Source organism: Sinorhizobium fredii NGR234 (genome assembly GCF_000018545.1).
GTDB classification, from domain to species: Bacteria; Pseudomonadota; Alphaproteobacteria; order Rhizobiales; family Rhizobiaceae; genus Sinorhizobium; species Sinorhizobium fredii_A.
The window spans coordinates 3,094,053-3,119,262 of record NC_012587.1 but is presented as its reverse complement, the minus strand read 5'-3'; the positions used below and the strand labels follow the sequence as shown (position 1 = coordinate 3,119,262).

Here is a 25,210-nt window from a genome sequence, read left to right as displayed (position 1 = left end):
CTACTGTCCCCCCGCCCTGGGTGCGGAAAGAACCCGCTCGCTGAGGACGAGGGGGGCGAGCAGATCGTCGGCGGTCGCCTGCATGTATCGCATCGCCGGCCCGGCCTGGAAACTCAGGAAGATACAGGCCGCGAGCAGGACGGCAACGGGTGCGATCTCGATGACGACGACGCGTGGTATGGTCCCCTCGATCGAAGCCCAAAAGGTCCGGATGCCGACCCGGTTCATGGCGATCATGGCGGCGAGGCCAGAGAGGATGAGCAGCGCCACATAGATCCAGTCGGCGGCGGAAATCAGGCTCGCCTCTCTTGCCTCCGGCAGGTCGAAGAGCCCGCGCAACAGCGCGAATTTGGCGATGAAGCCCGAAAGCGGCGGCAGGCCGGAAAGCAGGATGGCGCACAGGCAGAAGCAGAGCCCGAGAATGGCCATCGTGCCCGGAATGGCGACGCCCACTTCCTCCTCTTCTTCATCCTCGTCGAAGTCGCCATAGGCTTCCATCGTCACCGCCAGAACGTCGGCGCCGGCGTCGCGGCCGCGTTCGACGAGCTCGATGAGCAGGAAGAAGGCGGCGATCGTCAGCGTCGAGCTGACAAGATAGAGCAGGGCGCCGGCGAGCATTTCCGGTCGTCCGAGGCCGATCGCCGCAAGCAACGTCCCGGACGAGACGAGCACAGCATAGGCGGCGAGCCGCCCCATTGCCTGCGAAGCGAGCACGCCGATGGTGCCGAAGGCGATCGTCAGCATGCCACCGGCCAGGAGCCAATCCTGGCCGAAACCGGCCGACGCGCCCGCCGCGGTGCCGAAGACGAGCATATGCAGGCGGAGGATGACATAGATGCCGACCTTCGTCAGGATGGCGAAGACGGCGGCGACCGGCGGCGTCGCCGCCGCATAGGCAGTCGGCAGCCAGAAGCTCAACGGCCACATGCCCGCCTTGACGAGAAAGGCGACACCCAGAACTGCGGCGCCGGTTTCGACGAGGCGCCGGCTTTCCGGTGCGAGCGCCGCGAGCCTCTGCGCGAGATCGGCCATGTTGAGCGTGCCGGTGGCGCCGTAAATCAGGCTGACGCCGATCAGGAACAGCGACGAGGCGGCGAGATTGATGGCGACGTAATGCAGCCCGGCCTTGACGCGCAGCGGTCCGGAGCCGTGCAGCAGCAGGCCATAGGACGCGGCGAGCATCATCTCGAAGAACACGAAGAGATTGAACAGGTCGCCGGTCAGAAAGGCGCCGTTGAGGCCGGCGACGAGCAGTTGGAACAGCGAGTGGAAATGATGTCCGGCCGTGTGCCAGCGGGCCATCGAATAGACCTGGGCGGCGAGTGCCAGGCCGCTTGAGAGGCAGAGCATCAGCGCCGACAGGCGGTCGAGGACGAGGACGATGCCGAATGGTGCCGGCCAGTTGCCGAGCTGATAGACGCCGCCGCCCGGCAGGCTGCCTTCACCCGCCGCGGCAAGCCGCATCAATATCGTCGCGACGATGAAGACGACGAGCGTCGAGGCGAAGCCGACCGCTCCCTTCAGCGTCCGGTCGCGCTCGTCGATCGGGATCAGCACCGCTGCGACCGCGAGCGGCAGCAGGATCGGCAGGATGAGAAGATGGTTCAGCCAATCAGTCACCGCGCGGTGGCTCCCTTCCGTCGACATGGTCGGTGCCGGTGAAGCCGCGTGAAACGAGCAGCACGACGAGGAAAAGCGCGGTCATGGCGAAGCCGATGACGATCGCGGTCAGAACGAGAGCCTGCGGAACAGGGTCGGTGTAGCGCAGGAGGTCGCCCGCGCCGCCCGGTTCCAACACCGGCGGGGCGTTCACCCTGAGCCTGCCCATGCTGAAGATGAAGAGATTGACCGCATAGGAGAGCAGCGAGAGCCCGATGACCACCTGATAGGTTCGCGGCCTTAAGAGAAGATAGATTCCAGATGCGGCGAGCGCCCCGATACCGGCGGAGAGAATGAGTTCCACTACTGTGCCGCCTCCCTTTCGGGCCGCGCCGTCCGCATATGCGCGCGCGTTGTGCGGCGGACCGACTGGTGGGCCAGCGCGATGAGCAACAGGACCGTGGCGCCGAGCACGAGCGAGAAGACGCCGAGGTCGAAGAGGATGGCGCTTGCCAGCGGAACCTTGCCGATGACCGGCAGGCTCGCATATTCGGAGCGCGACGTCAGGAACGGATAGCCGAACAGCCAGGAACCGACGCCGGTTGCCAATCCGACGAGGAGGCCGATGCTCATCCAGCGAAGCGGGTGAATGCGCAGCCGCTCCTCTACCCAGCGGGTGCCGCCCGACATGTATTGCAGGATAAAGCCGATCGACATGGCAATGCCCGCGGCAAAGCCGCCGCCCGGCAGGTCGTGGCCGCGCAGGAACAGATAGGCGGCGAGCATGCCGGTGACGGGGAACATCCAGCGCATGATCACCGAGGGGATGTGAAGATATTCGGCGACGCTGTCGCCCTCCGCCCTCTCGGGATGGTCGTCGTCATAGGCCTTCTGCACCTTCTGCTGCTCGGGCGTTTCCAGGCTGTCCGGGTGCGGGCGGAAGCGCAGCAGCAACGCAAAGACCGTCAGCGCGACGATGCAGAGCACGGCGATTTCGCCGAGCGTGTCGAAGCCGCGGAAATCGACCAGGATGACATTGACGACATTTGTGCCGCCGCCCTCGTGGTAGGCTTGGGCGAGGAAGAAGCTGGCGATGGTCTCCATTACCGACGGCCGGGTCATCACCGTGTAGGCGACGAGCGCGATCCCGCCGCCCGCCGCGGCGGCGAGCAGGAAGTCGCGCAAGCGCCTGAAGCGGACCTTCAGTGGAATATCCGCCGTCTCTGGCTCCTCGATGCGCTTCGGCAGCCAGCGCAGTCCAAGCAGGATGAGCACCGTGGTGACGATCTCGACGAGAAGCTGGGTGACGGCAAGGTCGGGAGCAGACAGCCAGACGAAGGTGAGGCAGGTGACGAGCCCGGCGCCGCCGAGGAGCACGAGCGATGCCAGCCGGTGGAATTTTGCGAGGAAGGCCGAGCCAACGGCGCAGGCGATGCCGATGCCCCACAGCAGGGCGAAGGCGGGATCGACGCCGCGAATGACGAGCGGCGGCAGCCGGAAGCCGCCGATTGCAAGCGGCAGGGCGCCGGCGGCGAGTGCCAGGAAGACCAGGAGCCGCATCTGCGGCTGCAGGCGGCGCGTGCCGAGGCTCTGCTCGAGCGAGCGGGCCCATTTCCACGACAGCGTCACCAGCACGCGCTCGAAGATGCGCTGTCCCTCGAGCAGGCGGAAGACCGGCGGCCCCTCTATGCCCGTCGCAAGATAGGAGCGCATGAGGAAGTAGAGGCCGACGCCGCCGGATAGCGCCACGAAGCTCATGATCAGCGGGATGTTCAAGCCATGCCAGACGGCAAGGCTGTAGACCGGCGTTTCCTCGCGCAGGATCGAGACGACCGCGGTGTGCAGGAACGGCCCGATCGTCTGGGCGGGAATGATCCCGACGACCAGGCAGGCGAGCACCAGGAAGTCGACGGGTGCCCGCATCCATCGCGGCGGCTCGTGCGGCTTCTTCGGCAGGTCGGAGGGCAGCGGCCCGAAAAAGACGCTGTGAATGAAGCGCAGCGAATAGGTCACCGCGAACATGCTGGCAATCGTTGCGACATAGGGGGTCGCCGCGTCGAGCGCATTGACGAGATGCGTTTCGATCGCCTCGGCGAAGAACATTTCCTTCGACAGGAAGCCGTTGAGCAGAGGTACGCCGGCCATGGCGGCGCTTGCGACCATGGCGAGGGTCGCGGTGATCGGCATGTAATGGAAGAGGCCGCTCAGCCGGCGCATGTCGCGCGTGCCGGTTTCGTGATCGATGATGCCGGCGGCCATGAACAGCGAGGCCTTGAAGGTCGCGTGGTTGACGATATGGAAGACCGCCGCGATTGCGGCCAGCGGGCTGCCGAGGCTCAACAGAACGGTGATCAGCCCGAGATGGCTGATCGTCGAATAGGCGAGCAGCCCCTTCAGGTCCTGCTGGAAGATCGCGAAATAGGCGCCGAGCAGCAGCGTCGTCAGGCCCGCAAGGCCGACGATCCAGAACCAGGCTTCGGTGCCGGCCATCACCGGCCAAAGCCGCGCCAGCAGGAAAACGCCGGCCTTCACCATCGTCGCCGAATGCAGATAGGCCGAAACCGGCGTCGGTGCCGCCATGGCATGCGGCAGCCAGAAGTGAAAGGGGAACTGGGCGCTCTTCGTCAGCGCGCCGAGCAGGATGAGAATGAGGATCACGTTGTAGAGCGGATCGTTGCGGATCGCGTCGCCCGAGGCGAGCACGGCGTCGAGATCGTAGCTGCCGACAGCCCGGCCGATCAAAAGCAGGCCAACGAGCATCGCAAGGCCGCCCATGCCGGTCATCGTCAGTGCGATGCGGGCGCCGTCGCGGGCATGCGCGTTGTGATGCCAGTAGCCGATCAGCAGGAAGGAAACGATGCTGGTCAGTTCCCAGAACACTGCGAGCAGGATGAGGTTGCCGGAAAGCACCACGCCGAGCATCGAGCCCATGAAGGCGAGAAAGAGCGCGAAGAAGCGCGGCACGGGGTCTTCCTCGGCCATGTAATAGCGGGCGTAGAGGACGACCAGGAATCCGATTGCCGTAATCAGCGCCGAAAACAGCCAGGCAAACCCGTCCATGCGCAGTTTGAAGTTCAGGCCGAGTTCGGGGATCCAGGCGAGCTCGAAGCGCAGCACGCCGCCGGTGGCGACAAAGGGGTAGAGGGCAGCCGTGACGAGGAAACAAATGAGGGCGATCGCGCCTGCGAACCAGGCTGTGGCGCCGCGCTGATCGGACGGAAAGAAGATTGCGATGAGGCTTCCCCCGAATGGGGCGAGAATGAAGACCGATAGCAATTTTTCCGCGTATTCGATCGTTCAGCCCTCTCGGTCTGGATGCATCGGAGATTGGAACTGCTGGTTCCGGAGGGACAGCCGCCGGAGCAACCGTCGCCGAAATGCCCGGACTATCCGCGAAGCGGCAGAGGCATATGTTTTTATGACTTTTTTCCGCTCGACTGCCAAGCCTTTCGGGACAGAAAAACGCGCCGAGACGTCGCGTCCTGCAGCGCTCTGCGCGAGAGCGGAGCGCTCCGGCCGGTTGCCCCTATCTCAGGCGGCGCGCCATTTCCGTTCGAAGATGAAGGTCGCGAGGTCATTGGCGCTCATCGGCCGGGCGAAGGCGTAACCCTGCAGTCCATGGCAGCCGAGTTGCTTGAGAATGGCGGCGTGTTCGTGCGTCTCCACGCCTTCGGCGATCACTTCGATGCCGAGGGAGGTCCCGATGTCGATAATCGACTCGACGAGGCGGCGTTGCTGGGGGGACTCGAGAAGCGGCAGTACCAGTTGCCGGTCGATCTTCAGGCGACGCGGCGTCAGCTTCAAGAGGCTGAGGATGGAGGCGTAGCCGGTGCCGAAATCATCGATCTCGATGTCGATGCCCAGTTCCTTGATGCGCCTGATGTTCGACAGCAGCGTCGTGTCGTTCTCGTCGAAGGAAATCGATTCGAGCAATTCGAAGGAAAGCCGACCCTCGGGTATGCGCATCTGCTCCAGCCGTTCGATCAGCCCCTCGTCGCGCAGCCGCGAATAGGAGAGGTTGACCGAGACCTTGGGTATGCGGATGCCGTTCGCCTCCCAGCGGCAGATCTGGAAGAGCGCCTGCTCTAGGATCGCCTGGTCGATGGCTGCGACGACGTTGATGTCTTCGGCGGTTTTCAGGAAGGCGTGCGGCCCGATCAGCCCCTTGGTGGGGTGATCCCATCGCGCCAGCGCTTCGACGCCGATGACCTCCAGGGATGCCGGACAAAACTGCGGCTGGAAATGTGCGACGAACTCGTTCTGCTCGAGCCCGCGAAGGATCTCGTCGGCCGTCTGCTTCGTCTGGAACACGGCGGTCTTGAGCGCCCCGGTGAAGGTTTCGTGCCTGTTGCGGCCGCGCCTTTTGGCCTCGTAGAGCGCGATGTCGGCGTTGACGAGGATCTGGGCGAGCTCGTCGGTCGCCGCGGCCTGGGCGGCGATGCCGATGCTGACGCCGATCCGGCATTCCTGGTCCTTGTAGCGGACCGGCGTGCTCATTGCCTCGATGATGCTCGAGGCCAGCGCCGCATCTTCCTCGGTGTTGCCGCCTGCACGGATGATGACGAATTCGTCGCCGCCGATCCGGGCGACGAAGTCGCTCTCCCTCGCACTCGAGCGCAGCAGTCCGGCCGCATGTCTGAGTATTTCGTCGCCCGCAGCATGGCCCATCGTATCGTTGATCTGCTTGAAACGGTCGAGGTCGATATGGAAGATGCTGACCCTGTCCCGGGCGTCGAATTGCCGGGCGTGGTCGCCAAGGATCTGGTCGAGGAAGCGGCGGTTCGGCAGGCCCGTCAACGGGTCGTGCAGGGCATTGAACTCCATCCGGTACCGCGCCGCCTCCAGCTCGGCGCTATGGGCTTCGGCAAGGCGTTTGGCCTCGGAAAGTCTCGCGCGCGTTTCGACGTCGGCCGTCACGTCCCAGTTGACGCCGACGATCTTCCGGCTTCCCCGCGCGCTCGCGTGGATCGAACCCATGGCGCGGACGTGGCGGATCTCGCCGCCCGGCAGCCGAATACGGAATTCGGAATTGTAGGCGCCGCCGCTTGCGACCGTCTCGGCATATTCCGCCTCGGCGCGCGCGAGATCGTCGGGATGCAGCGCCTCCTTCCAGTCGTCGTAGTTTTCGCGGACGGATGAGCCGACGCCGTAAAGCTCCTTCATCCGGTTGTCCCACAGCAGTCTGCCGGTGTCGATATCGAGTTCCCAGATGCCGATCTTGGATGTGTCGAGCGCGATCTTGAGGCGATGCGAAAGTTCCAGCAGCTGGTCCTTGCTCTGCCGGAGCGCGCGGATGTTTCGCTGGCGCTCCGTCGTCAGATGTCCCGTGACGATCATCGGCACGACGATCATCAGGCCGCCGAGCAGGATGAGCAGGCGGACCTGCCAGGCATTGTCCGGCGTCGCCGGCCAGCCGCCCTTCGGTATCGCCGCCATCCGCCACGAGCCGCCGGGCAGCGTCACGTCCATCTCCACCGGCGCCTTGCCGAAGATCGCCGGATCGCCGAAGAAGATCGCGCCGTCGCGTCCCTGGCCATCACGGCCGGCAAGGGCGATGTCGATACCGAGTTTGGAGGAGACAAGACCGCTGTCGCGATAGAGCTGATCGATGTCGATGACTGCCGACATCAGCCCCCAGAAACGCTTGCTGCCGCCGGCATTGCCCGTCACCGGAAACCGGCCGATCAATCCGCGACCGCCCTGGACGAGATCGACGGGGCCGGCAAGCACCATCTTTCCGCTCGCCACCACACGCATGACGGCTTCGCGTTGCTTGTCGTTGCTGCGGTAGTCGAGGCCGATCGCCTTCTCGTTGCCCGCCACCGGGTAGACCATGGAGACGACCAGGTTGGGTGCTGCGGCGAGGTTGCGAAGTTGCGAACGTTCGCTGAAGATGCTCTGGGCAAGTTCGCTGAAGCGCTGCTGCCGCATGTCGGGCTCGGTCGCGATCGTGCCGATCAGGCCGCGGACGAGTTGGATATTGCCGTTGACGCTGCTCTCCAGGCGCGAGCGTATCGGGTTGAGTTCGTCCGCGACCTCGGAGCGCAGACGCGCTTCGAAAACGACCCGGTTCTGATTGTCGGCGAGAACCCCGGCAATCAGAACCACCAAGGTCGCGATCAGGGCTGGGACGTAATTGGGCGTCAGAAACCGCGAGAGCCGGTATTTCCCAAAATATTGACCTTTTATTTCTGGCACAAGACGACCCTGCGGATGCGGAATTGGTGGCAAGACAGCCCGAATATTCCAAACTCTCCTTAACAATTCTTCATTCGCGGTCACTGAAATAGCCGAAATCGGTACGGCTAACTCTTGATGCCCATCATTGCCTGCAAGGTCTCCAGACGGTCGGCCTCCCGGGGCAGCTTGTCCGGTCTCAGCCGGGCGATGCGCGGGAAGCGCATGGCGACGCCCGACTTGTGACGGGTCGATCGGTTCAGGCCTTCGAAGGCCACCTCGACGACAAAGCCGGCGTCCGGTTCGGCGCGGACCGCCCGCACCGGGCCGAAGCGCTCGACCGTGTTGTCGCGGACGAACCGATCAAGCACCTCGAGCTCGGCATCGGTGAAGCCGAAATAGGCCTTGCCGACGGGAACCAGGGCCGTGCCGCCTTCCGCCTCCGTCCAGACGCCGAAGGTGAAATCCGAATAGTAGCTGGAGCGCTTGCCGTGGCCGCGCTGCGCGTACATCAGCACCGCGTCGATGTTGAACGGCGCGCGCTTCCACTTGAACCATGGGCCTTTCTTCCGACCGGCCAGATAGGGCGAATCGAGGCGTTTCAGCATGATGCCCTCGATGACCGGATCCGGCGGGTCCGAGCGGAGCCGATCGAGTTCCTCCCAGGTTGAGAAGGCGACGAGCGGCGACAGGTCGAAATGCTGCGGCGACGCGGCGTCGATGAGGTCCGCCAGGGCTTCGCGACGGGCGTGGAAGGGCTCGGGCCGCATGTCGCGCTCGCCGGAAAAGAGGATGTCGTAGCCGCGAATGAAGGCAGGGTACTCTTCCAGCAGCTTGCGGTTGACGGTCTTTCGATTGAGCCGCTGCTGCAGGTCCCCGAAGGTGGCGGTCGAGCGATTGGTGCGCGTCGTTCCGCCGACCAGGAGTTCGCCGTCGATCACGCCGGCGATATCGGCAGCCTCGATGATTTCCGGAAAGGCTCCGGAAATCTCGTCGCCGCTGCGGGAATAGAGCCGCCGCACGCCGCCGATATTGGCGAGCTGGACGCGGATGCCGTCCCATTTCCATTCGGCGGCGAAGTCGGCCGGGTCGAGGCCTTCGAGGTCGCCGTCGCCGATCGGAGTGGCCAGCATCACCGAATGAAACACGGCCGGCGTGGTCAGGACCGGCATCTCCGCTTCCCCGGAAAGCCACAGAAAGAGCGGCAGATAGGGCGGCGAAAGCCCGTGCCACAAGGTTTCGATCTCGCCGATGTCCTTGCCGCCCATGTCGGCCAGCGCCTGTTTGGCGAGCCGCGCCGAAACGCCGATCCGCAAGCCGCCGGTGACCAGTTTCAGAAAAGCGAAGCGGCCGGCGGTATCGAGCCGGTCGAGCACGTCGCGGACGAGCGACCGCACCTCGGACCGCCCCGCCCTTTGAAGCCGCTCGACGACTTCCCCGAGCGGAATGTCCGCAGGTGCAATCCCCTCCGGCGGCTCCCAGGCCAGCGACACCGTCTCGGCAAGATCGCCGACATAGTCGTAGGAATAGTGGAACAGCACCTCGTCCATGCGCTCGAGCAGCAGGTCTCGGATCAATGCAGGTTTCACGGTGTTGAGCGAAAGCGTCCCGGCGATCGCCGCGAGCGCGTAGCCGCGGCTCGGGTCGGGAGTGCTGCGGAAATAGTCGGCGAGCAGCCGTATCTTGGCATTTCGCTGGGGCGTCAGGACGAGACGGCCGAGCAGTTCGGCGAAGGCTTTCATCCGTCATTCTCCTTCGTCGTCGTAACCGACGAGATGGAGCGGCCGCGCCGGGATGCCCGCCAGTTCGCACCAGCGCACCAGGGCCTCCTCGCGGCCATGCGTCACCCACACTTCGGCCGGCGCGATTTCGCGGATGGTGCCGGTGAGTTCGGCCCAGTCGCAATGGTCGGAGATGACGAGCGGCAGTTCGACGCCGCGCTGCTTGGCGCGCTGGCGAATGAGCATCCATCCGGAAGCGAAAGCGGCGACGGGCTCGGCGAAACGCCGCGCCCAGCGGTCGGCAAAAGCCGAAGGCGGGCCGATCACGATGCCGCCGGCGAAATCCGGCCTCGTGTCGCCGGCGAGGGTGGCCGGGCGAAGCTCGCCGAGATCGATGCCTTCCGCCCGGTAATACTCACAGAGTTTCGCGAGCGCGCCGTGAATATGGATCGGTTCGTCGTAGCCCTGCTGGCGCAGCAGCGCGATCAGCCGCTGCGCCTTGCCGAGCGCGTAAGCGCCGACGACATGGGCGCGCTCGGGAAACTGCTTCAGCGATGCGAGAAGCCGGGCCGTCTCCGACCGGTCGTCCGGATGGTGGAAGACCGGCAGGCCGAAGGTCGCCTCGGTAATGAAGACGTCGCAGGGCACCGGTTCGAAGGGGCGGCAGGTCGGGTCGGAGCGCCGCTTGTAGTCGCCCGAAACGACGATCCGCCTTCCACCCGCCTCGACTGCAATCTGGGCGGAGCCGAGGACATGGCCGGCCGGATGGAATGAGACCCGAACGCCGTTGACAACGATCGTTTCGCCAAGGTTGGCCACCTCGCTTGCGCCGCAAAAGAGGTCACCGTAGCGGATGCGCATGATGTCGAGCGTCTCGCGCGTCGCGAGCACGCGGCCATGACCGGTGCGGGCGTGGTCGGAATGGCCATGGGTGATCAGCGCCCTTTCGACCGGCTGCACCGGGTCGATGTAGAAATCTCCCTTCTCGCAATAGAGTCCCTTCGGGGCGGGATAGAGCAAACTGTCCGGCTTCATGCGAACAAAGATAGCCGGCCGGCGCGGCTCTGCCAGCTATCCGGGCAAGTTTTTCATCCCCTGCGTAAGACCTCTCCCCACAAGGGGGAGGGGCTCACATACGGCGCCGCCCCCGTCGCGATCAACGTCGCCACGAGTGGCAAGGTCAAGATCAGGTGCGGAGGCTATCGCGGGGGTAAGTCCCTCCCCCTGTGGGGAGGGGTTGGGGAGGGGACTTTCTTGGCAGTCTCTAACGACCGTTCGCCAGCGTATCGCCGATCAGTTTCAGCACCGCGTCGGCATCGATGCCGATGCAGGCCTTCTGGCTCGGCGCCCCGTCCCAGGCATTCGGCGGGAAAAGCCGTCCGTCCGGCTTCTGGATCGTCTGGCCGTCGGCGATGCCGCCGCACAGGACGCGGATCGGGCCGCTGCGGGTTTGGAACAATTCCGGCGCGACGACATAGGCACAGGCGCAGCTGTCGTGGATGACCATGCCGTCATCGACATGTTGCTCGTAGAAGACGATGTAGAACTGCGAGATGTCAGCGAGGAGTTTTGCCGCTTTGCCGCCCCGCTCGGCGATATCGGCGAGCGTGGCGCGCGTCATCACCGTCTGCGAGGTCACGTCGAGACCGATCACCGTCACCGGCCATGGGGCGGTCATCACCGCGTCGGCGGCCTCCGGGTCGCCATGGATATTGGCCTCGGCCGCCGGCGTGATGTTGCCCGGCACATCGAAGGCGCCGCCCATGATCACCACGGCCTTGACGAGGCCGGCGATCTCCGGGTCTTCACGCAACGCGCGGGCCAGATTGGTCATGCGGCCGACGGCGACGAGCGTTACCTCCCCGGGATTGGCGCGCACCGTATCGATGATGAACCGATGGGCAGGGCGGGGATCGAGCGGCAGGTCGATCACATCAGGCACGTCGATATTGCCGAGCCCGTCGTGGCCATGGATGCCCGTCGGCCAGTCGATATGCGGCCGACCGGGATTGAACATCTCGCCGAGGCCCTTGGCGACCGGTGCGGCAATGCCCCAGGCCTGCTTGAGAAAGAGCGCATTGCGCGTCGTCGTCTCGATGGAGGCGTTGCCGAACACCGAGGTGATGCCGACGAGGTCGATCTGCGGGTGCCGGTGCAGGAAGAGAAGCGCCATGGCGTCGTCGACGCCCGGATCCGTGTCGAAAATAACCTTGTGCATGTCGTCTTCCTTCTCTGGGGAAATCTGACCCTTTGCGTCGGCGGCAATGGGCAAGCTGCGGGGAAAGTCAATCGATCGGGTTGCCTTGGGCTACTGGAAGCGCCCGATGTTGAAGGGTTCGAGATCGGCACTGGCTCCCTTCGAGAGGAGAGTGGCAACCTTTGCACCGGTGATCGCCGAGAGCGTCAGGCCGAGATGGCCGTGTCCGAAAGCCATGGCGATACGCGGATCGGCCGGATGAAGGCTGATGACCGGAACGGAATCCGGTGTCGAGGGGCGCCGGCCCATCCATTCCTTGCCGCCGGTCTCCGGCAGGCTCGGAACATAACGCCGCATCTTCCGACGCATCGCGGCGGCCCGCGCATAGTTCGGCGGCGCCTCCGGCCGGGCCAATTCCACGGCACCGCCGATGCGCAGGGCGTCGGCAAGCGGCGTCGCGACGAAGCCGTGCTCGGCGAAGAAGAGCGGCATTTCCAGCTTCGCGATCGGATCGGCGAAGGTGGTGTTGTAGCCGCGCTCGGTTTCCAGGAGCACCTTCAGTCCGAGCTGGCGGACGAGCGTGCGCGACCACACGCCCGCAGCGATCACCACCTTGTCGAAAACCTGCCGTTCGCCGCTGTCGGCGAGCACGGTGATTCCCTCGGTGACTGGCTGCACGGCTTCGACGCCGGCCTCGATGAGCGTGCCGTGTTGCCGGACATGGTGCTGCATGTCGCGCAGCAGCTTCAACGGATCGAGAAAGGTCTGGTATCCGCTGCTGAAGACACCGCCGGCGAACGTGCCCTCGAGCGCAGGGACGCGGCTGCGGGCGGCACGGGCGTCGAGCCGTTCGACGCCGAAGCCGAGAAGCTGGGCGGTTGCCTGTTCGTGCCGGAACGCGGCATCGAGGGCGGCCTCGCCGTCGAAGATCGTCAGAGCCCCGGTCGGGCTCATGTGGCCGGAGATACCGCAGAGCTTTGCCATTACCTGATGCGCGGCGAATGCGTCGCGCATCAGGCCGAGCAGGGCCTGGCGCGAGCGTGCCACCTGGGCCGGACGCGCCGCCCGAAGCAGATGGAAGAGCCATGGTGCAAGCGCCGGCAGATCCTGCCAGCGGAGTGTCAGCGGCCCGAGCGGATCGGCCAGCCACTTCGGCGCCGCGAAGAGCATTTCCGGGCGGGCCATCGGATCGATCTCCGGAACGGCGAGGATGCCGGCATTGCCGACCGAAGCGGGCAGCCCGTCGACGTCCTTCTCGAAAACCGTGACCGCGTGGCCTTCGGCGATGAGATGGACCGCCGCGGCACAGCCGATGATTCCCGCTCCAATTATTCCGATACGCGCCATGATTCCCCGCCGGTCCTCAAAACTGAGAATTGCCGCTTCGTTTTTAGTGATGGCGGTCGGGAGAGCAAGAGGCTTACGCCCCGTTCCACGCGTCTTGTGCCGATATCGGCGCAAGCCGATTTTTCGGGAAGGTCGGATTCAAGTCGCCGCTTTAATCGGGGGTTCGCGACAGTCGCTTTGGGCCCAAAGCTACCCTTCAGCCTCATCTTGGGCCAGGCCATCGAGCAGCAAGTCGAGGCCTTTCCTGAAAGCGCCATCCCAGTCGTTGTCCAACAGCAGCCGAGAGCGTCCGATCGTCGGGTAGCGTTCGCTGAGCTGCTCAAGGCGCAGCTGCGCGGCGGCCCTGTCGTCATCCGAAAGATCGAAGCTCGCCCGGGTGAAGGTAGCGCCTACCACATAGTTCCAGAGCGACCATATCGCGACGTTCAAATCCGCGTCCGCTACGCCGGCCTTTGACAAGGTCTTGCTCAGCAGTTCCAGGCGACTGAGGATGTTCGGCCCGAGCGCCCGGCGCGGCAACAGCGATGCCGACCAAGGATGGCGCAGCATGCTGGCGCGCCAGTCTTCGAGCATATGAAAGACTTCCCCACGCCAGTCTTCAGACTCGATGGTTTGCGGCGGCCCGCGATATTCGAGCACCGAGTCGAGTGCCAGATCAAAGACCTCCTCCTTGTTGTCGACGTGCCAGTAGAGGCTCATCGCGCCCGAGCCGAGGCGATCGGCCAGCCGACGCATCTTCAATCCGTCGACTCCCTCGGCGTCCAGCAGTTCTACCGCTGTCGCCACGATACGTTCCAGGGAAAGAGGCGGTTCACTGCGCGGCTCCTGCCCGGAATGGAGTGCCGCATCTATCCGTCGAGACCGTTTGCTCTGAGCACCGCTGCGCTTGGTTGCCATCCGTCTTCCTTGCTGACCCGAACGTCGATTTAGCCCGACAATGCGGCGAATGTCGATCCTGAACGGTTGACTCGTACGTCGTACGGTGCGACTAATTCGTACGCCGTACGAGTCAATCGTAGAGGCGGAGGGTTCAAGTTCAATCCTGCAGGCTGGGCAAGGTCGCTCGCCGTGCTCAGAGCCGAGAGAAAATCATGTCACGCGCAATCAAGCATCTGCTTATCGGAGGGCTAATCATCATGACCATCGGAGTTCCCGCTGCGACGACAGCGAATGAGAACGATCTCAAGCTGACCATCGTCAATCCTCGAAACCTCTACGACCCGACGCCGAACGGCTACAGCACGGCGGTGATCATGCCCCGAGAAGCCCGGGTGGCCTACATCTCGGGACAGGGCGGCCAAGACGGCACTGGAGCCTTGTCGCCCGACTTCGCTGTCCAGGTCGAGCAGGCCTACGCAAATTTGCACGCCGCCCTCGATGCGCTCGGTGCAAGGCCGGATCAGGTCGCCAAGCTGACGATCCTCGTGGTCGATCACGATATGTCCAAGCTTGAGGTGTTGACCAGGAACGTCAAGAAAATGTTCGGCGAGGCGCTGCCGGCGCAGACCCTGATTCCCGTGCCCCGACTGGCGGTCGACGGCATGCTGTTCGAAGTTGAAGCCATGGCCGTACTTGACTAGATCGCGATGATTTTGGGTCTGATCGACCCAAAATCAAAACCGTGATCGAGGGCAAGATGCAGCAATTCGCGTGGCGACGCGGACGGTCGTTTAACTTTCCGAAAGGGTGTTTCGACTATCGTCAGTACCGTTCTGGCTTTTCTTGTATTTGCGTCCACAGCGGAGCCGCCTGTGAAGGCTATCTTGACTAAACTGCGTCCTTCGAAGCGGCTCGTGGTCATCCTGGCTGCCGCTTTTGCCGTGTCGGCCGCGTCGGGTGCTGCCGCCGTCTATGTGGGACGCGACAAACTCGCCGCGCACCTCGCGGAACCCTCCGCCTCCGGGCTCGAATGCACGATGCTCAGGACGGTCAAGCTCGACCACCGCGGGCAGCGCTGGATACGCATGCATGTGAAGACGGAGAGCGCCGGCGGGCCGGACCGCGTCCGCACCGCGCTGCGCGTCGTCGGCGCACTTGCCAAGAAGGAAAAGGCCGACCTCTACCAGGTCGTCGTCCTCGATGCGGCAGGCCCGCAGGAGCGCGCCGCGGTGCGCGGTGCGGCGATCGGTGCCGAAGTGCTTTTCGCGCCCGGTCCGCAGAGCGTCAAGGGCATGGACGAGCCGTTCCGGGCTTCCTATAACGATGGCGCGGCCAATCCCGACGGCATGTTCCACGGCAAGGCGGTGAGCCTCGGGCTCGATGAGGTCCGTGCCATCATGGCCAAGATGGACGATCACTCGCTTTGCATCGATCCGGCAGCGGCCGAGGCAGAAGGCGCGGAGGGGCCCGCAACTCCTGAAGCCAGCGAGCATCCGGCCGAGGCTGCCGAAGGGCATGGCGGACACTGAAGCCGCCTCGCCAATAGTACCCGCATAAACGAAAAGCCCCCCGCTTGCGCGATGGGCTGTCCCGTCCGAGGTCCATTCCTCCCGCTCAGTCGGCCTTGTGGCGGCGGGCCGGGAAGAGAATGACGTCGCGGATCGACGGCGCGTTGGTGAGCAGCATGATCAGCCGGTCGACGCCGATGCCGAGGCCGCCGGCGGGCGGCATGCCCTGGTCGATCGCATCGAGGAATTCGTCGTCGAGCTGCTTGGCCTTTTCGCCGCGCGCATGCGCCTGCTCAAGTTGCTCGACCATGCGGGCGCGTTGCTCTTCCGGATCGTTGAGTTCCGAGAAGGCGTTGCCGAGTTCCCAGGTGTTGCAATAGGTCTCGAAACGCTCGACGAGGCGCGGCTCGCCCGGCACTTCCTTGGCGAAGGGCGAGATGTCCTTCGGGAAGTGCGTGACGTGGGCCGGCTGGATCAGCGTCGGTTCTACCTTCTCTTCGAAGACGAAAGCGAGGCATTCGCCCCAGGTCCAGTCTTTCTCCACCTCGAAGCCGGCAGCTCTGGTCGCAGCGCGGGCTTCTTCGTCGGTCTTGATCGCGATGAAGTCGATACCGGTCACTTCCTTGACGGCGTCCGGCATGGGCACGCGTCGGAACGGACCCTTGAAGGAGATTTCCTTGTCGCCATAGGCGAATTCCGTCGTGCCGTGGATCGAGACCGCCAGTTCGGCGAACATCCGCTCGACGAGGTCCATGATGTCCTCGTAGTCGGCATAGGCCCAATAGCACTCCATCATGGTGAATTCCGGATTGTGCCGGGTGGAGACGCCTTCGTTGCGGAAGTTGCGGTTGATCTCGAAGACCTTGTCGGTCAGCCCCGAAACCAGCGTGCGCTTCAGATAGAGTTCCGGCGCGATGCGCAGGTACATGTCGAGCTTCAGCGTATTGTGATGCGTCTTGAACGGCTCGGCGGTTGCGCCGCCATAGACCGAATGCAGCATCGGCGTTTCGACTTCCATGAAGCCGTCGTTTTCCATGAATCGGCGGATCCCCGAAACGATCCGGCTGCGCTGCTGGAAGCGGAGCTTCGACTCTTCATTGGTCATGATGTCGAGATGGCGCTTGCGGTAGCGCAGCTCGATATCCGAAAGACCATGCCACTTCTCCGGCATCGGAAGCAGCGACTTGGTCAGCATGGTGATCGCTTGCGCGTTGATCGTCAGCTCGCCGCGCTTGGTCCGGCGAACGATGCCCGTAACGCCGATGATGTCGCCGATGTCGATCATCGGCAGCAGCGCCCGCGCCTCTTCCGGCGTCGTGTCCTTGTGCGAGAAGATCTGGATCTTGCCGGAAGCGTCATGGAGATCCATGAACATGCCGGAGTTGCGCGAGGAAAAGACGCGGCCGGCAACGGTCACGACGTCTTGCGTTTCGGTGTCCGGCTCCAGGCCCTCATATTTCACCGCGAGTTCCGCATTGGTCATCGTCCGGTGGAAATGCGCCGGATAGACATCGCCGATCTGCTCACGCAGCAGCTTCAGCTTCTGGGCGCGCACTTCGGTCGCGTCGGAGGAAAGGCTGGCCGTTGCTGTCTTCTCGTTCATGGTCCTGTCCTTACTTTCCGCTGCCCACCATGGAGGCGACTACCTGCGCCGCCACCTTGAGCCGCTGGCGGACGACCGCACGGCCGAGCAACTCCATCGAATCGAAGAGCGGCAGCGACCGCTGCGACCCGGACACGGCGACGAAGAGGGGAGCGACGACGGCTTTCAGCTTCTTGCCCATCCGCTCTGCACTGGCGCGCAGCTCCGCCTCGATCGATTCCTTGTTCCATTCGAGGATCTTTTCGAGGTCCGGCTGAACGGTGTTGAGGACCTCGAGCATCTCCTCGGGAGAAGCCTTGGCGCCGGCGAAGGCGGCGGGCTGCAGGCCGAGATCCGACTTGAAGAGGAAGGCGGAGAGGTCCGGCAGTTCGCCGAGCTTCGAGATGCGCGACTGCGAGAGCTTCAGGCCCTCCTTGAGACGATCGTTCTCCGACGCCCAGGCGAAGACCCGTGCGGCGAACTCCTCTTCCGAGAGCTTCTCGCGGATCCAGCGGGCGTTCAGCCAGTCGAGCTTCTGGATGTCGAAGATGGCGCCGGCCTTCGACAGGTTTTCCGGATCGAACTTTCCGGCAAGCTCTTCGATGGTCAGCAGTTCCTCGCCCTCGGCGATCTGGATGAAGAACAGCCCGAGGAAGTTCATCAGCGCTTCCGGCAGGTAGCCGAGTGCCGTGTAATAGGAGATCGAGGTCGGATTCTTGCGCTTCGACAGCTTCGACTTGTCGGCATTGCGCATCAGCGACAGGTGCATGAAGACAGGCGGCTCGAGGCCGAGATACCGATAGATCAGGATGTGCTTCGGCACGGAGGCGAGCCACTCCTCGCCGCGCGCCACATGGGTGATCTTCATCAGATGGTCGTCGACGACGTTCGCCATGTGATAGGTCGGCATGCCGTCGGCCTTCAGCAGCACCTGCATGTCGACCGCGTCCCACGGGATCTCGACATCGCCATAGACGCCGTCGTGGAACTTGCAGGAGCCTTCCGTCGGGATCTTCATGCGCACCACATGCGGCTCGCCGGCTTCGACGCGCGACGTGACTTCCTCGGCGGCGAGGCCGAGGCAGAGGCCGTCATATTTCGGCGGCTTGCCGGCGGCGCGCTGCGCCTCGCGCATCTGCTCCAGCCGCTCGGGCGTGCAGAAGCAGCGGAAGCCGTGGCCGTTTGCGACGATCTTCTCGACAAAGGGCTTGTAGATGTCCTTGCGGTCGCTCTGGCGATAGGGGCCGTAGGGACCGCCGATATCCGGACCTTCGGACCATGTGAGTCCGCACCACTTCAGTGCATCCAGCACCTTCTTCTCGAATTCCGGCGTCGAGCGCGTCGCGTCCGTGTCCTCGATACGCAGGATGAATTCGCCGCCGTGCTTCTTGGCGAAGAGATAGTTGAACAGCGCGATATAGGCGGTGCCGACATGCGGTTCGCCGGTGGGGGAGGGTGCGATGCGTACCCGGACTGCGGAATCTGCCATGGTCTTTGCCCGTCTTGACGTGCTCTTGAGCCCTTGCCGGAATGCCTACCAGCGTGCGGGCGCGCATTTTATGGGAAGGAAGGCCCGCAAGGGTGCCGCTCAAGCGGTATCGGCGGGCAATTCCAGTCGGCAGGGGTGAGACCATAGAAAGTCCCTGATGTCAACGGAAAGAGGAAGGCGCGCTATCTGTCGCCGCCCGCCGGACAAGTGCTGGAACGCAAACGGCGCGGCTGCGTTTCTGCTGCGAGGACGCGGACTGTGGCAACCGGACGCGACGGAACTGGAGAATACGGGAATTTTGCCGGTTTCTTCCCGTGGCCAACGAAAAGGCAGGCGAGCTCCTGACACCGTCCAGTCCGCATCCTCGCCTACCTCCCGTAGCAAGAGGCCCGCATTCAGAAGAATGCGGGCCTCTTCGCAACGTCGCAAACGCGGCGGTCAGAGCGGGATGAGGAAAAGTGTGTGCGGTTTTCCGCCCGCATCCCGCTCTAACCTATTAGAATCGATCACGTTCATGATTTTAGGTCGAGCCGACCTAAAATCATCGTGATCTAGTGCAGCTTCGAGGCCTGCTGCTTCCTGAGGCGTGCGTTGCGGGCGACCATGTTGAGGATCTCGACCAGCGCCGAGAAGGCCATGGCGGCGTAGACGTAGCCTTTCGGTACGTGGAAGCCCATGCCTTCGGCAATCAGCGTCGTGCCGATCATCAAGAGGAAGGCGAGCGCCAGCATGACGATGGTCGGGTTCCTTTCGATGAAGTTGGCAAGCGGATTGGCCGCGACCAGCATGACCGTCACGGCGACGACGACGGCGATGACCATGATCGGCAGATGCGGGGTCATGCCGACGGCGGTGATGATGCTGTCGACCGAGAAGACCAGGTCGAGCAGCAGGATCTGGCCGATCGCTGCCGTGAAACCGTTGATCGCCGAGCTTGCGATGAAATCCTCGCCATGGTCGCTCGGGTCGACATTGTGGTGGATTTCCTTCGTCGCCTTCCAGACGAGGAAGAGGCCGCCGGCGATCAGGATCATGTCCTTCCAGGAGAAGCCGTGGCCAAAGGCCTCGAAGACCGGCTCGGTCAGCTGCACGATCCAGGCGATCGTGCCGAGCAGCCCCAGCCGCATGATCAGCGCGAGGCCGATGCCGATGCGGCGCGCGCTGACGCGGTTCTCGGCAGGCAGCTTGTTGGTCAGAATTGAGATGAAGATCAGGTTGTCGATGCCGAGGACGACTTCCATCACGATGAGCGTAACAAGCGCGATCCAAGCCTCCGGGCTTTGAGCGAGCGTGAGGATTTCCTGCATCGGCGAACTGTTCCTTTCTGACGAACGTGACCGGTTCCAACAGACCGGAGCGGAAGCCGCGCGGAAACCGCACGCACTTTCCCCTCCGCGGCGCGTCGTTGCGCCTGGCTAGCCCGCAGTATTTAAGGAGTAGCGCCGAAGTGGCAAGCGCTGCCGCGGCTTTGCGGCAGCGTTTTACCGTTTACTGTTTTATCGGAACCCACATTTCGACGAGGCCCATGCCGGAATCCGGATCGAAGCGATCGTCGTAGCGTTCGATGAGATCGGGCATCTCGCCGTGCTCGAGACCGGACTGCGGAAACCATGTTCCGAATATCTCGTGGGCCGTGGTCGAGATGGCCGAGATGTGGCCGCGGTGCAGGAACACAGCATAGCGCTGCTTCGGTAGTCTCAAGGTCGAGAACCCTTTCGGCAGGGCCTCCGCATCCGCGACCTCGACGGCCGCCATGTAGCGAAAGCTACCGGCTTCGGCATCCGCATGGGTGCAGACCCCATAAGCAACGTTGCCGCGCTGGCCCGGAATATGGCCGAAATGGGTGTTGAAGCGTTGCCAGAGCGAAGGGATTCCTTCCGTGCGATTATAGGTATAGGTTTCTTCAAGGCCGGCGAGGAGCAGGGCGGGGCTCTCCTCGAAGCGCGGCGGTTCGATCTTCAGATTGCGCGTGTCGTCCATCCTGATGGGCTCCATCAATTCGATATTGCCGAGATGCCTTTGCTTGCGGATCGATTCGGGTGTCACGCCGAACTGGTCGCGAAAGGCACGGGTGAATGCCTCGTGCGAGCCGTAGCCCGCATCGAGCGCCACCCCGAGAATGGTGGAGTTGCCGTTTGCGAGGAGAAGCGCCGCCCAACTCAGGCGGCGCCCGCGGATATAGGCGCTGATCGAATGGCCGGTTGCAAGGCCGAAGACGCGCGACAGGTGATAGCGCGACAGGCCGGCGGCGTCGGCAATCTGCTCCAGTGTTATATCCTTTGCGAAATGGCTTTCGATGTACCAGATCGCCCTTCCGATGGCACTCATGTTCACTTCCGTGGTAGACGACCTAGCTCTACGGGTTTATCGGAGGGCGCGTTTGATCGCCGTTGCTGGATTCCTGAATAGATAGCGCCGCACGCCTTGTCGGCAATTCGGCCTGTCGTCCGCCTCGACCTCAGCAATCCGTGGCCTACATTTCAAAACATGACAACGTTCGGCGCTCTGTTTCGCGGAATCAATGTGGTGTCGATCTCGGTGACAGACCTTGATCGCGCCCGGGCGTTTTACGGCGAGGTGCTCGGCTTCGGGCCGCCGCTCTACGATCTGCCCGAGGCCGGCTGGATCGAGTTCTCTTCCGGGGCGGCGGGCGGGAACGTTTCTGTGACTTTGGCCGAGAGCAGTTGGACACCGTCCGCGGGGATGACACTTGTCTTGAATGTCGAGGATTGCCATGCGGCCGTCGACGAACTGCGCCGCCGCGGTGTCCAGTGCGAGGATGCACAGGTATTTCCCGGCTTCGTCACCTTTGCGAGCTTCTACGATCCGTTCGGCAATCGCCTGCAGATGTGCAGCCCGGCTTAGGCAGCGGCCCATACTGCCGTCAGCGCGCCGCCCGTGGGCCGTAGGCGGCCATGAAGACGCGGATGGCCGAGGTCACGTTCTTCTCGATCTGTTCGGGGGAAATGGCGTCGCACATGCCGAACAGGCGGCCCTTGAAGAGGCCGGCCATGCAGAGCTCGATGAACTGCTTTGCGGCCAGTTCCGTGTCGTCGATCGACAACCTTCCTGCCGCCACCTGCTGCTCGAGATAGGCCTTCAGCACCGTGTAGCCGTTTTCGGGTGTCGCGGTGAAGAATCGCTGCGCAAGCCGCGGCATACGGTCGATCACGCCGAGCACGGTGCGCATGGCGCGGATCGTGTAGTCGGAAGTTATGCTCGTCACCAGCGTCACGGCGAAATCGTGAAGGGCTTCGTCGATCGGCTCGATGTCGTTCAGCGACTGCTTGATGCTGCTGACGATCCGGTTGCGCTCCCGGGCGATCAGCGCCTCGAAGAGGTCTTCCTTGTTCTCGAAATAGACGTAGAGGGTGCCCTTGGAAACGCCGGCCTCGCGCGTGATGTCGTTCATGCTGGCCGCATCGAAATTGCTGCGCATGAAAACGCGCTTGGCGCCTTCGAGAATCTGCTCGCGTTTGACCGGGTCCTCGCCGGCGGCGCGTCGCCCGCTCGAGGGGTGCTGTTCCTGCTGCAGGGACTTTTCCTGCTGTGCGCTTTTCGCTGAGGTCATAATCGCCGGACGTTTCCACTCCTGTAAATCATCAGGTTCCTGGACCAATTCCTGAACCATAAACGTGATCGATTCCGATAAAAAGCAAGGCGGGGGAGCGACCCGCAGATTTTTCTCGCTTGATAATCGCTTCGAACCGCTCGGTTCGATTTACTCTTGATATGCGATGCAAAAGGCATTATGTCAAGTTCAATCGAACCGAACGGTTCAGTTCAATTTAACTAATTTAGCCCAAACGGTGTCCCATGTCCGCTTCCAGCACCTCCAGCGTTGCGCGCGTCCGCCCCGTCGACGACGATTTCGAAGTCGCCGATGCTCCGAGCACCGAGGCCAAGGCCCCGACCGGCGAGGCCCCGCCGGTGACGGATCGTCCGGCTGCCGAGGCTGTCGCTCCCGCCAAGAAACGCCGCAAGCCGGTTGTTCCGGCCATCGGGCTGGCGCTGCTCGCCGCCGGGGCCTGGTACGGCTACGACTGGTGGACCAACGGCCGCTTCATGGTCTCGACAGATGACGCCTATATCGAGGGCGACATCGCGACCATCTCTCCGAAAGTCTCCGGCTATGTCGCCAGGGTCGATGTGGTCGCCAACCAGCATCTGAAGGCGGGCGATCCGCTCGTGACGCTGGATGACGGCGACTATCGCATCGCGGCCGAACAGGCCGAGGCGCAGATCGCCACGCAGAAGCTGGCGCTCAGCCGGTTCGATGCGCAGATCGCCGGCGCCCAGGCGAGCCTCAGCCAGGCCGAGGCCCAGAAGAACGCCTTCGAAGCGGCGGTCAGGGGTGCCGAACTCACCCAAAAGCGCGCAAGCGACCTGCAGTCCAAGGCCTTTGGAACGGATGCTTCGCGCGATAGCGCCCAGGTCGCACTCGACCAGGCGCGGGCGAATCTCGTGGGCGCCGAAGCCAACATCGCCTCGGCCAAGGCAAATATCACCGTGCTCGAAGCGCAGCGTGCCGAATCGGAAAGTACGATCCGTTCGCTGGGGCTTTCGCGTGACAAGGCGAACCGCGACCTCGGCTTCACGGTGCTGAAAGCGCCTTATGACGGCGTGATCGGCAATGTCGCCGTCCAGGTCGGCGACCTGGTTGCGGCCGGCCAGCGCCTTGCCGCCCTGGTGCCGACGGATCAGCTCTATATTGACGCGAATTTCAAGGAAACGCAGATCGCCCATCTGGTTCCCGGATCCAAGGTCCAGGTCCATGTCGATGCCTATGACGAGCACGCGATCGAGGGCACGGTCGCATCGATTTCGCCGGCCTCCGGCTCGGTCTTCTCGCTGCTGCCGGCGGAGAACGCCACCGGCAACTTCACCAAGGTCATCCAGCGCGTACCGGTCCGGATCACGCTGCCGGCCGACGCGCTCGCCAAGGGCAACCTGCGAGCCGGCCTGAGCGTCGTGGTCGACGTCGACACGCGCACGGCGCCCAAGACCGCGAAGGTTGCCGAGGCGAAGTAAGCGCGCGAAGGAGTAGCGGAGATGGCTGCGACGGCAACAGTGAACCCGGTGGCGACAAGCGGCGCCGGGGCAGAGGAGCGCATGGATCCGCGGCGGCTCATCGCCTTTTTCGCGATGGTCGTCGGCATGTTCATGGCGATCCTCGACATCCAGATCGTTTCGGCCTCGCTTGCCGAAATCCAGGCGGGACTTTCGGCCGGATCGGACGAGATCGGCTGGGTGCAGACCGCCTACCTGATCGCCGAAGTCATCATGATCCCGCTGTCGGGGACGCTCGCCCGAATCGTCTCGACGCGCGTGCTCTTCTCCGTCGCGGCCGCCGGCTTCACCGCTTCCAGCGCGCTTGCGGCAACCGCCACCAATATCGACCAGATGATCGTCTACCGGGCGATCCAGGGCTTCATCGGCGGCGGCATGATTCCGTCGGTGTTCGCCGCCGCCTTCACGATCTTCCCGGCGTCGAAGCGCAATATCGTCTCGCCGATCATCGGTCTGATCGCGACGCTGGCCCCGACCATCGGCCCGACGGTCGGCGGCTATCTGAGCCACGCCTTTTCCTGGCATTGGCTGTTTCTCGTCAACGTCATTCCCGGCATTATCGTCGCGACGCTGACCTGGATCTTCATCGACTTCGACGAACCGGAGCTGGGGCTGTTCAAGAAGTTCGACTGGTGGGGCCTGTTCTCGATGGCGATCTTCCTCGGATCGCTCGAATATGTGCTGGAGGAGGGCAATGCCAACGACTGGTTCAATGACGACCACATCGTCATCGGCGCGGTCGCCGCAACTGTGGCCGCCGCGATATTCTTTTACCGGGCCTTCAAGGTGGAGTTTCCGGTGGTCGATCTCAGAGCCTTCGCCAATCGCAACTTCACCTTCGGCTCGCTGTTTTCCTTCGTCATGGGCATCGGCCTCTATGGCCTTACCTATCTCTACCCGCTCTATCTCGGGCGCATCCGCGGCTATGATTCGCTGATGATCGGCGAGACCATGTTCGTCTCCGGCCTCGCCATGTTCCTCACGGCGCCTGTCGCGGGCTTCCTCGCCGGACGGCTCGATCCGCGCGTGATGATGACGATCGGCTTTGCCGGCTTTGCGGCGGGCACCTGGACGATGAGCCAGCTGACTGCCGATTGGGATTTCTGGGAACTGCTCGTGCCGCAGATCCTGCGCGGCTGCTCCCTGATGCTCTGCATGGTGCCGATCAACAACATCGCGCTCGGCACGCTGCCGCCGGCACGCATCCGCAACGCCTCCGGTCTCTTCAACCTGACGCGCAACCTCGGCGGCGCCGTCGGCCTCGCCATCATCAATACGATCCTGACGCAGCGCCAGGATCTCCACTACGCCCGGCTTGCCGAACATGTCCAATGGGGCAATCCGGAGGCGGTCGAGCGGTTGAACAACATGACGTCGAACTTCGACGCCTACGGACTGGATGGCGCGACGGCCGCCGTCAATCAGTTGGCTCAGATGGTCCAGCAACAGGCCGTCATCATGTCGTTCATCGACGTCTTCCTGATCCTCACTGCCCTGTTCCTGGCGATGATCCTTGGCGTGCTGATGATCAAGAAGCCGGAGGGCGCTGGGCCAGGCGGGGGCGGGCACTAGCGGCACGGGGAAGGCCAGTTTTTTCCCCGCAGCTGAAGAGACGCGCTTTACGCTCTCCGGGCAACGTTG

At 63.6% G+C, this 25,210-nt stretch carries 19 protein-coding genes; 5 read left to right on the top strand and 14 right to left on the bottom strand.

Going from position 1 to position 25,210, the window contains the following annotated elements:
- The 9 genes from NGR_RS25985 to NGR_RS25945 all read right to left on the bottom strand — a co-directional run bounded on the left by NGR_RS25985 (position 1) and on the right by NGR_RS25945 (position 13,938).
- Complete coding sequence (locus NGR_RS25985) at positions 1-1,647, bottom strand: monovalent cation/H+ antiporter subunit D (RefSeq protein ID WP_164924494.1); 1,647 nt, start codon at positions 1,645-1,647, stop codon at positions 1-3.
- Positions 1,613-1,963 carry a Na+/H+ antiporter subunit C gene (locus NGR_RS25980; protein ID WP_012709466.1) on the bottom strand — a complete coding sequence of 117 codons (351 nt, stop codon included), beginning with the start codon at positions 1,961-1,963 and terminating at the stop codon, positions 1,613-1,615. The genes NGR_RS25985 and NGR_RS25980 overlap by 35 nt, the downstream gene beginning before the upstream one ends.
- Positions 1,963-4,875, bottom strand: coding sequence for a monovalent cation/H+ antiporter subunit A (locus NGR_RS25975; protein ID WP_012709465.1), 2,913 nt, complete (start codon positions 4,873-4,875; stop codon positions 1,963-1,965). The genes NGR_RS25980 and NGR_RS25975 overlap by 1 nt, the downstream gene beginning before the upstream one ends.
- Before the next feature lie 255 nt (positions 4,876-5,130).
- The gene (locus tag NGR_RS25970) at positions 5,131-7,797 is read right to left on the bottom strand and encodes a bifunctional diguanylate cyclase/phosphodiesterase (protein ID WP_012709464.1); all 2,667 of its coding nucleotides are present in this window, start codon (positions 7,795-7,797) and stop codon (positions 5,131-5,133) included.
- 107 nt (positions 7,798-7,904) lie between these two features.
- On the bottom strand, positions 7,905-9,518 hold the full coding sequence (locus NGR_RS25965; RefSeq protein ID WP_012709463.1) for a cisplatin damage response ATP-dependent DNA ligase: 1,614 nt from the start codon (positions 9,516-9,518) through the stop codon (positions 7,905-7,907).
- A gap of 3 nt (positions 9,519-9,521) precedes the next feature.
- Positions 9,522-10,532, bottom strand: a complete 1,011-nt coding sequence (locus tag NGR_RS25960) for a ligase-associated DNA damage response exonuclease (RefSeq protein ID WP_012709462.1) — start codon at positions 10,530-10,532, stop codon at positions 9,522-9,524.
- Positions 10,533-10,761: 229 nt separating this feature from the next.
- Positions 10,762-11,715, bottom strand: coding sequence for a nucleoside hydrolase (locus NGR_RS25955; protein ID WP_012709461.1), 954 nt, complete (start codon positions 11,713-11,715; stop codon positions 10,762-10,764).
- A 90-nt stretch (positions 11,716-11,805) separates the two neighbouring features.
- Positions 11,806-13,041 carry an NAD(P)/FAD-dependent oxidoreductase gene (locus NGR_RS25950; RefSeq protein WP_012709460.1) on the bottom strand — a complete coding sequence of 412 codons (1,236 nt, stop codon included), beginning with the start codon at positions 13,039-13,041 and terminating at the stop codon, positions 11,806-11,808.
- Between the two features lie 189 nt (positions 13,042-13,230).
- On the bottom strand, positions 13,231-13,938 hold the full coding sequence (locus tag NGR_RS25945) for a TetR/AcrR family transcriptional regulator (protein ID WP_012709459.1): 708 nt from the start codon (positions 13,936-13,938) through the stop codon (positions 13,231-13,233).
- 194 nt (positions 13,939-14,132) lie between these two features.
- On the opposite strand from NGR_RS25945, the gene NGR_RS25940 reads away from it, so the two are divergent.
- Together NGR_RS25940 and NGR_RS25935 are read left to right on the top strand one after the other, a co-directional pair.
- Positions 14,133-14,621: a RidA family protein gene (locus NGR_RS25940; protein WP_164924493.1), complete on the top strand. Its 489-nt coding sequence runs from the start codon at positions 14,133-14,135 to the stop codon at positions 14,619-14,621.
- Between the two features lie 171 nt (positions 14,622-14,792).
- The gene (locus NGR_RS25935) at positions 14,793-15,449 is read left to right on the top strand and encodes a hypothetical protein (protein ID WP_012709457.1); all 657 of its coding nucleotides are present in this window, start codon (positions 14,793-14,795) and stop codon (positions 15,447-15,449) included.
- Positions 15,450-15,534: 85 nt separating this feature from the next.
- On the opposite strand, the gene lysS is transcribed toward NGR_RS25935, so the two are convergent.
- The 4 genes from lysS to NGR_RS25915 all read right to left on the bottom strand — a co-directional run bounded on the left by lysS (position 15,535) and on the right by NGR_RS25915 (position 20,827).
- A complete protein-coding gene (gene lysS / locus NGR_RS25930; protein WP_012709456.1) occupies positions 15,535-17,031 on the bottom strand; it encodes a lysine--tRNA ligase in 1,497 nt (498 codons plus the stop codon).
- 10 nt (positions 17,032-17,041) lie between these two features.
- On the bottom strand, positions 17,042-18,499 hold the full coding sequence (gene gltX / locus NGR_RS25925; protein WP_012709455.1) for a glutamate--tRNA ligase: 1,458 nt from the start codon (positions 18,497-18,499) through the stop codon (positions 17,042-17,044).
- Between the two features lie 551 nt (positions 18,500-19,050).
- Positions 19,051-19,806 (bottom strand): TerC family protein, encoded by a 756-nt coding sequence (locus NGR_RS25920; protein ID WP_012709454.1) that lies wholly within the window; start codon positions 19,804-19,806, stop codon positions 19,051-19,053.
- Positions 19,807-19,987: 181 nt separating this feature from the next.
- Positions 19,988-20,827 (bottom strand): AraC family transcriptional regulator, encoded by an 840-nt coding sequence (locus NGR_RS25915; protein WP_012709453.1) that lies wholly within the window; start codon positions 20,825-20,827, stop codon positions 19,988-19,990.
- Positions 20,828-21,025: 198 nt separating this feature from the next.
- Between NGR_RS25915 and NGR_RS25910 the strand changes: the two genes are divergently transcribed.
- The gene (locus NGR_RS25910) at positions 21,026-21,364 is read left to right on the top strand and encodes a VOC family protein (protein ID WP_240545173.1); all 339 of its coding nucleotides are present in this window, start codon (positions 21,026-21,028) and stop codon (positions 21,362-21,364) included.
- A 19-nt stretch (positions 21,365-21,383) separates the two neighbouring features.
- Here the strand turns inward: NGR_RS25910 and NGR_RS25905 are convergent, their stop codons facing one another.
- Positions 21,384-22,070, bottom strand: a complete 687-nt coding sequence (locus tag NGR_RS25905) for a TetR/AcrR family transcriptional regulator (RefSeq protein ID WP_164924492.1) — start codon at positions 22,068-22,070, stop codon at positions 21,384-21,386.
- A gap of 245 nt (positions 22,071-22,315) precedes the next feature.
- Here NGR_RS25905 and NGR_RS25900 point away from each other — a divergent pair, with 245 nt between their 5' ends.
- Both NGR_RS25900 and NGR_RS25895 read left to right on the top strand, forming a co-directional pair.
- The gene (locus NGR_RS25900; RefSeq protein WP_012709450.1) at positions 22,316-23,530 is read left to right on the top strand and encodes an HlyD family secretion protein; all 1,215 of its coding nucleotides are present in this window, start codon (positions 22,316-22,318) and stop codon (positions 23,528-23,530) included.
- Between the two features lie 21 nt (positions 23,531-23,551).
- On the top strand, positions 23,552-25,141 hold the full coding sequence (locus NGR_RS25895) for a DHA2 family efflux MFS transporter permease subunit (protein ID WP_012709449.1): 1,590 nt from the start codon (positions 23,552-23,554) through the stop codon (positions 25,139-25,141).
- The last annotated feature ends 69 nt before the right edge of the window (positions 25,142-25,210 follow it).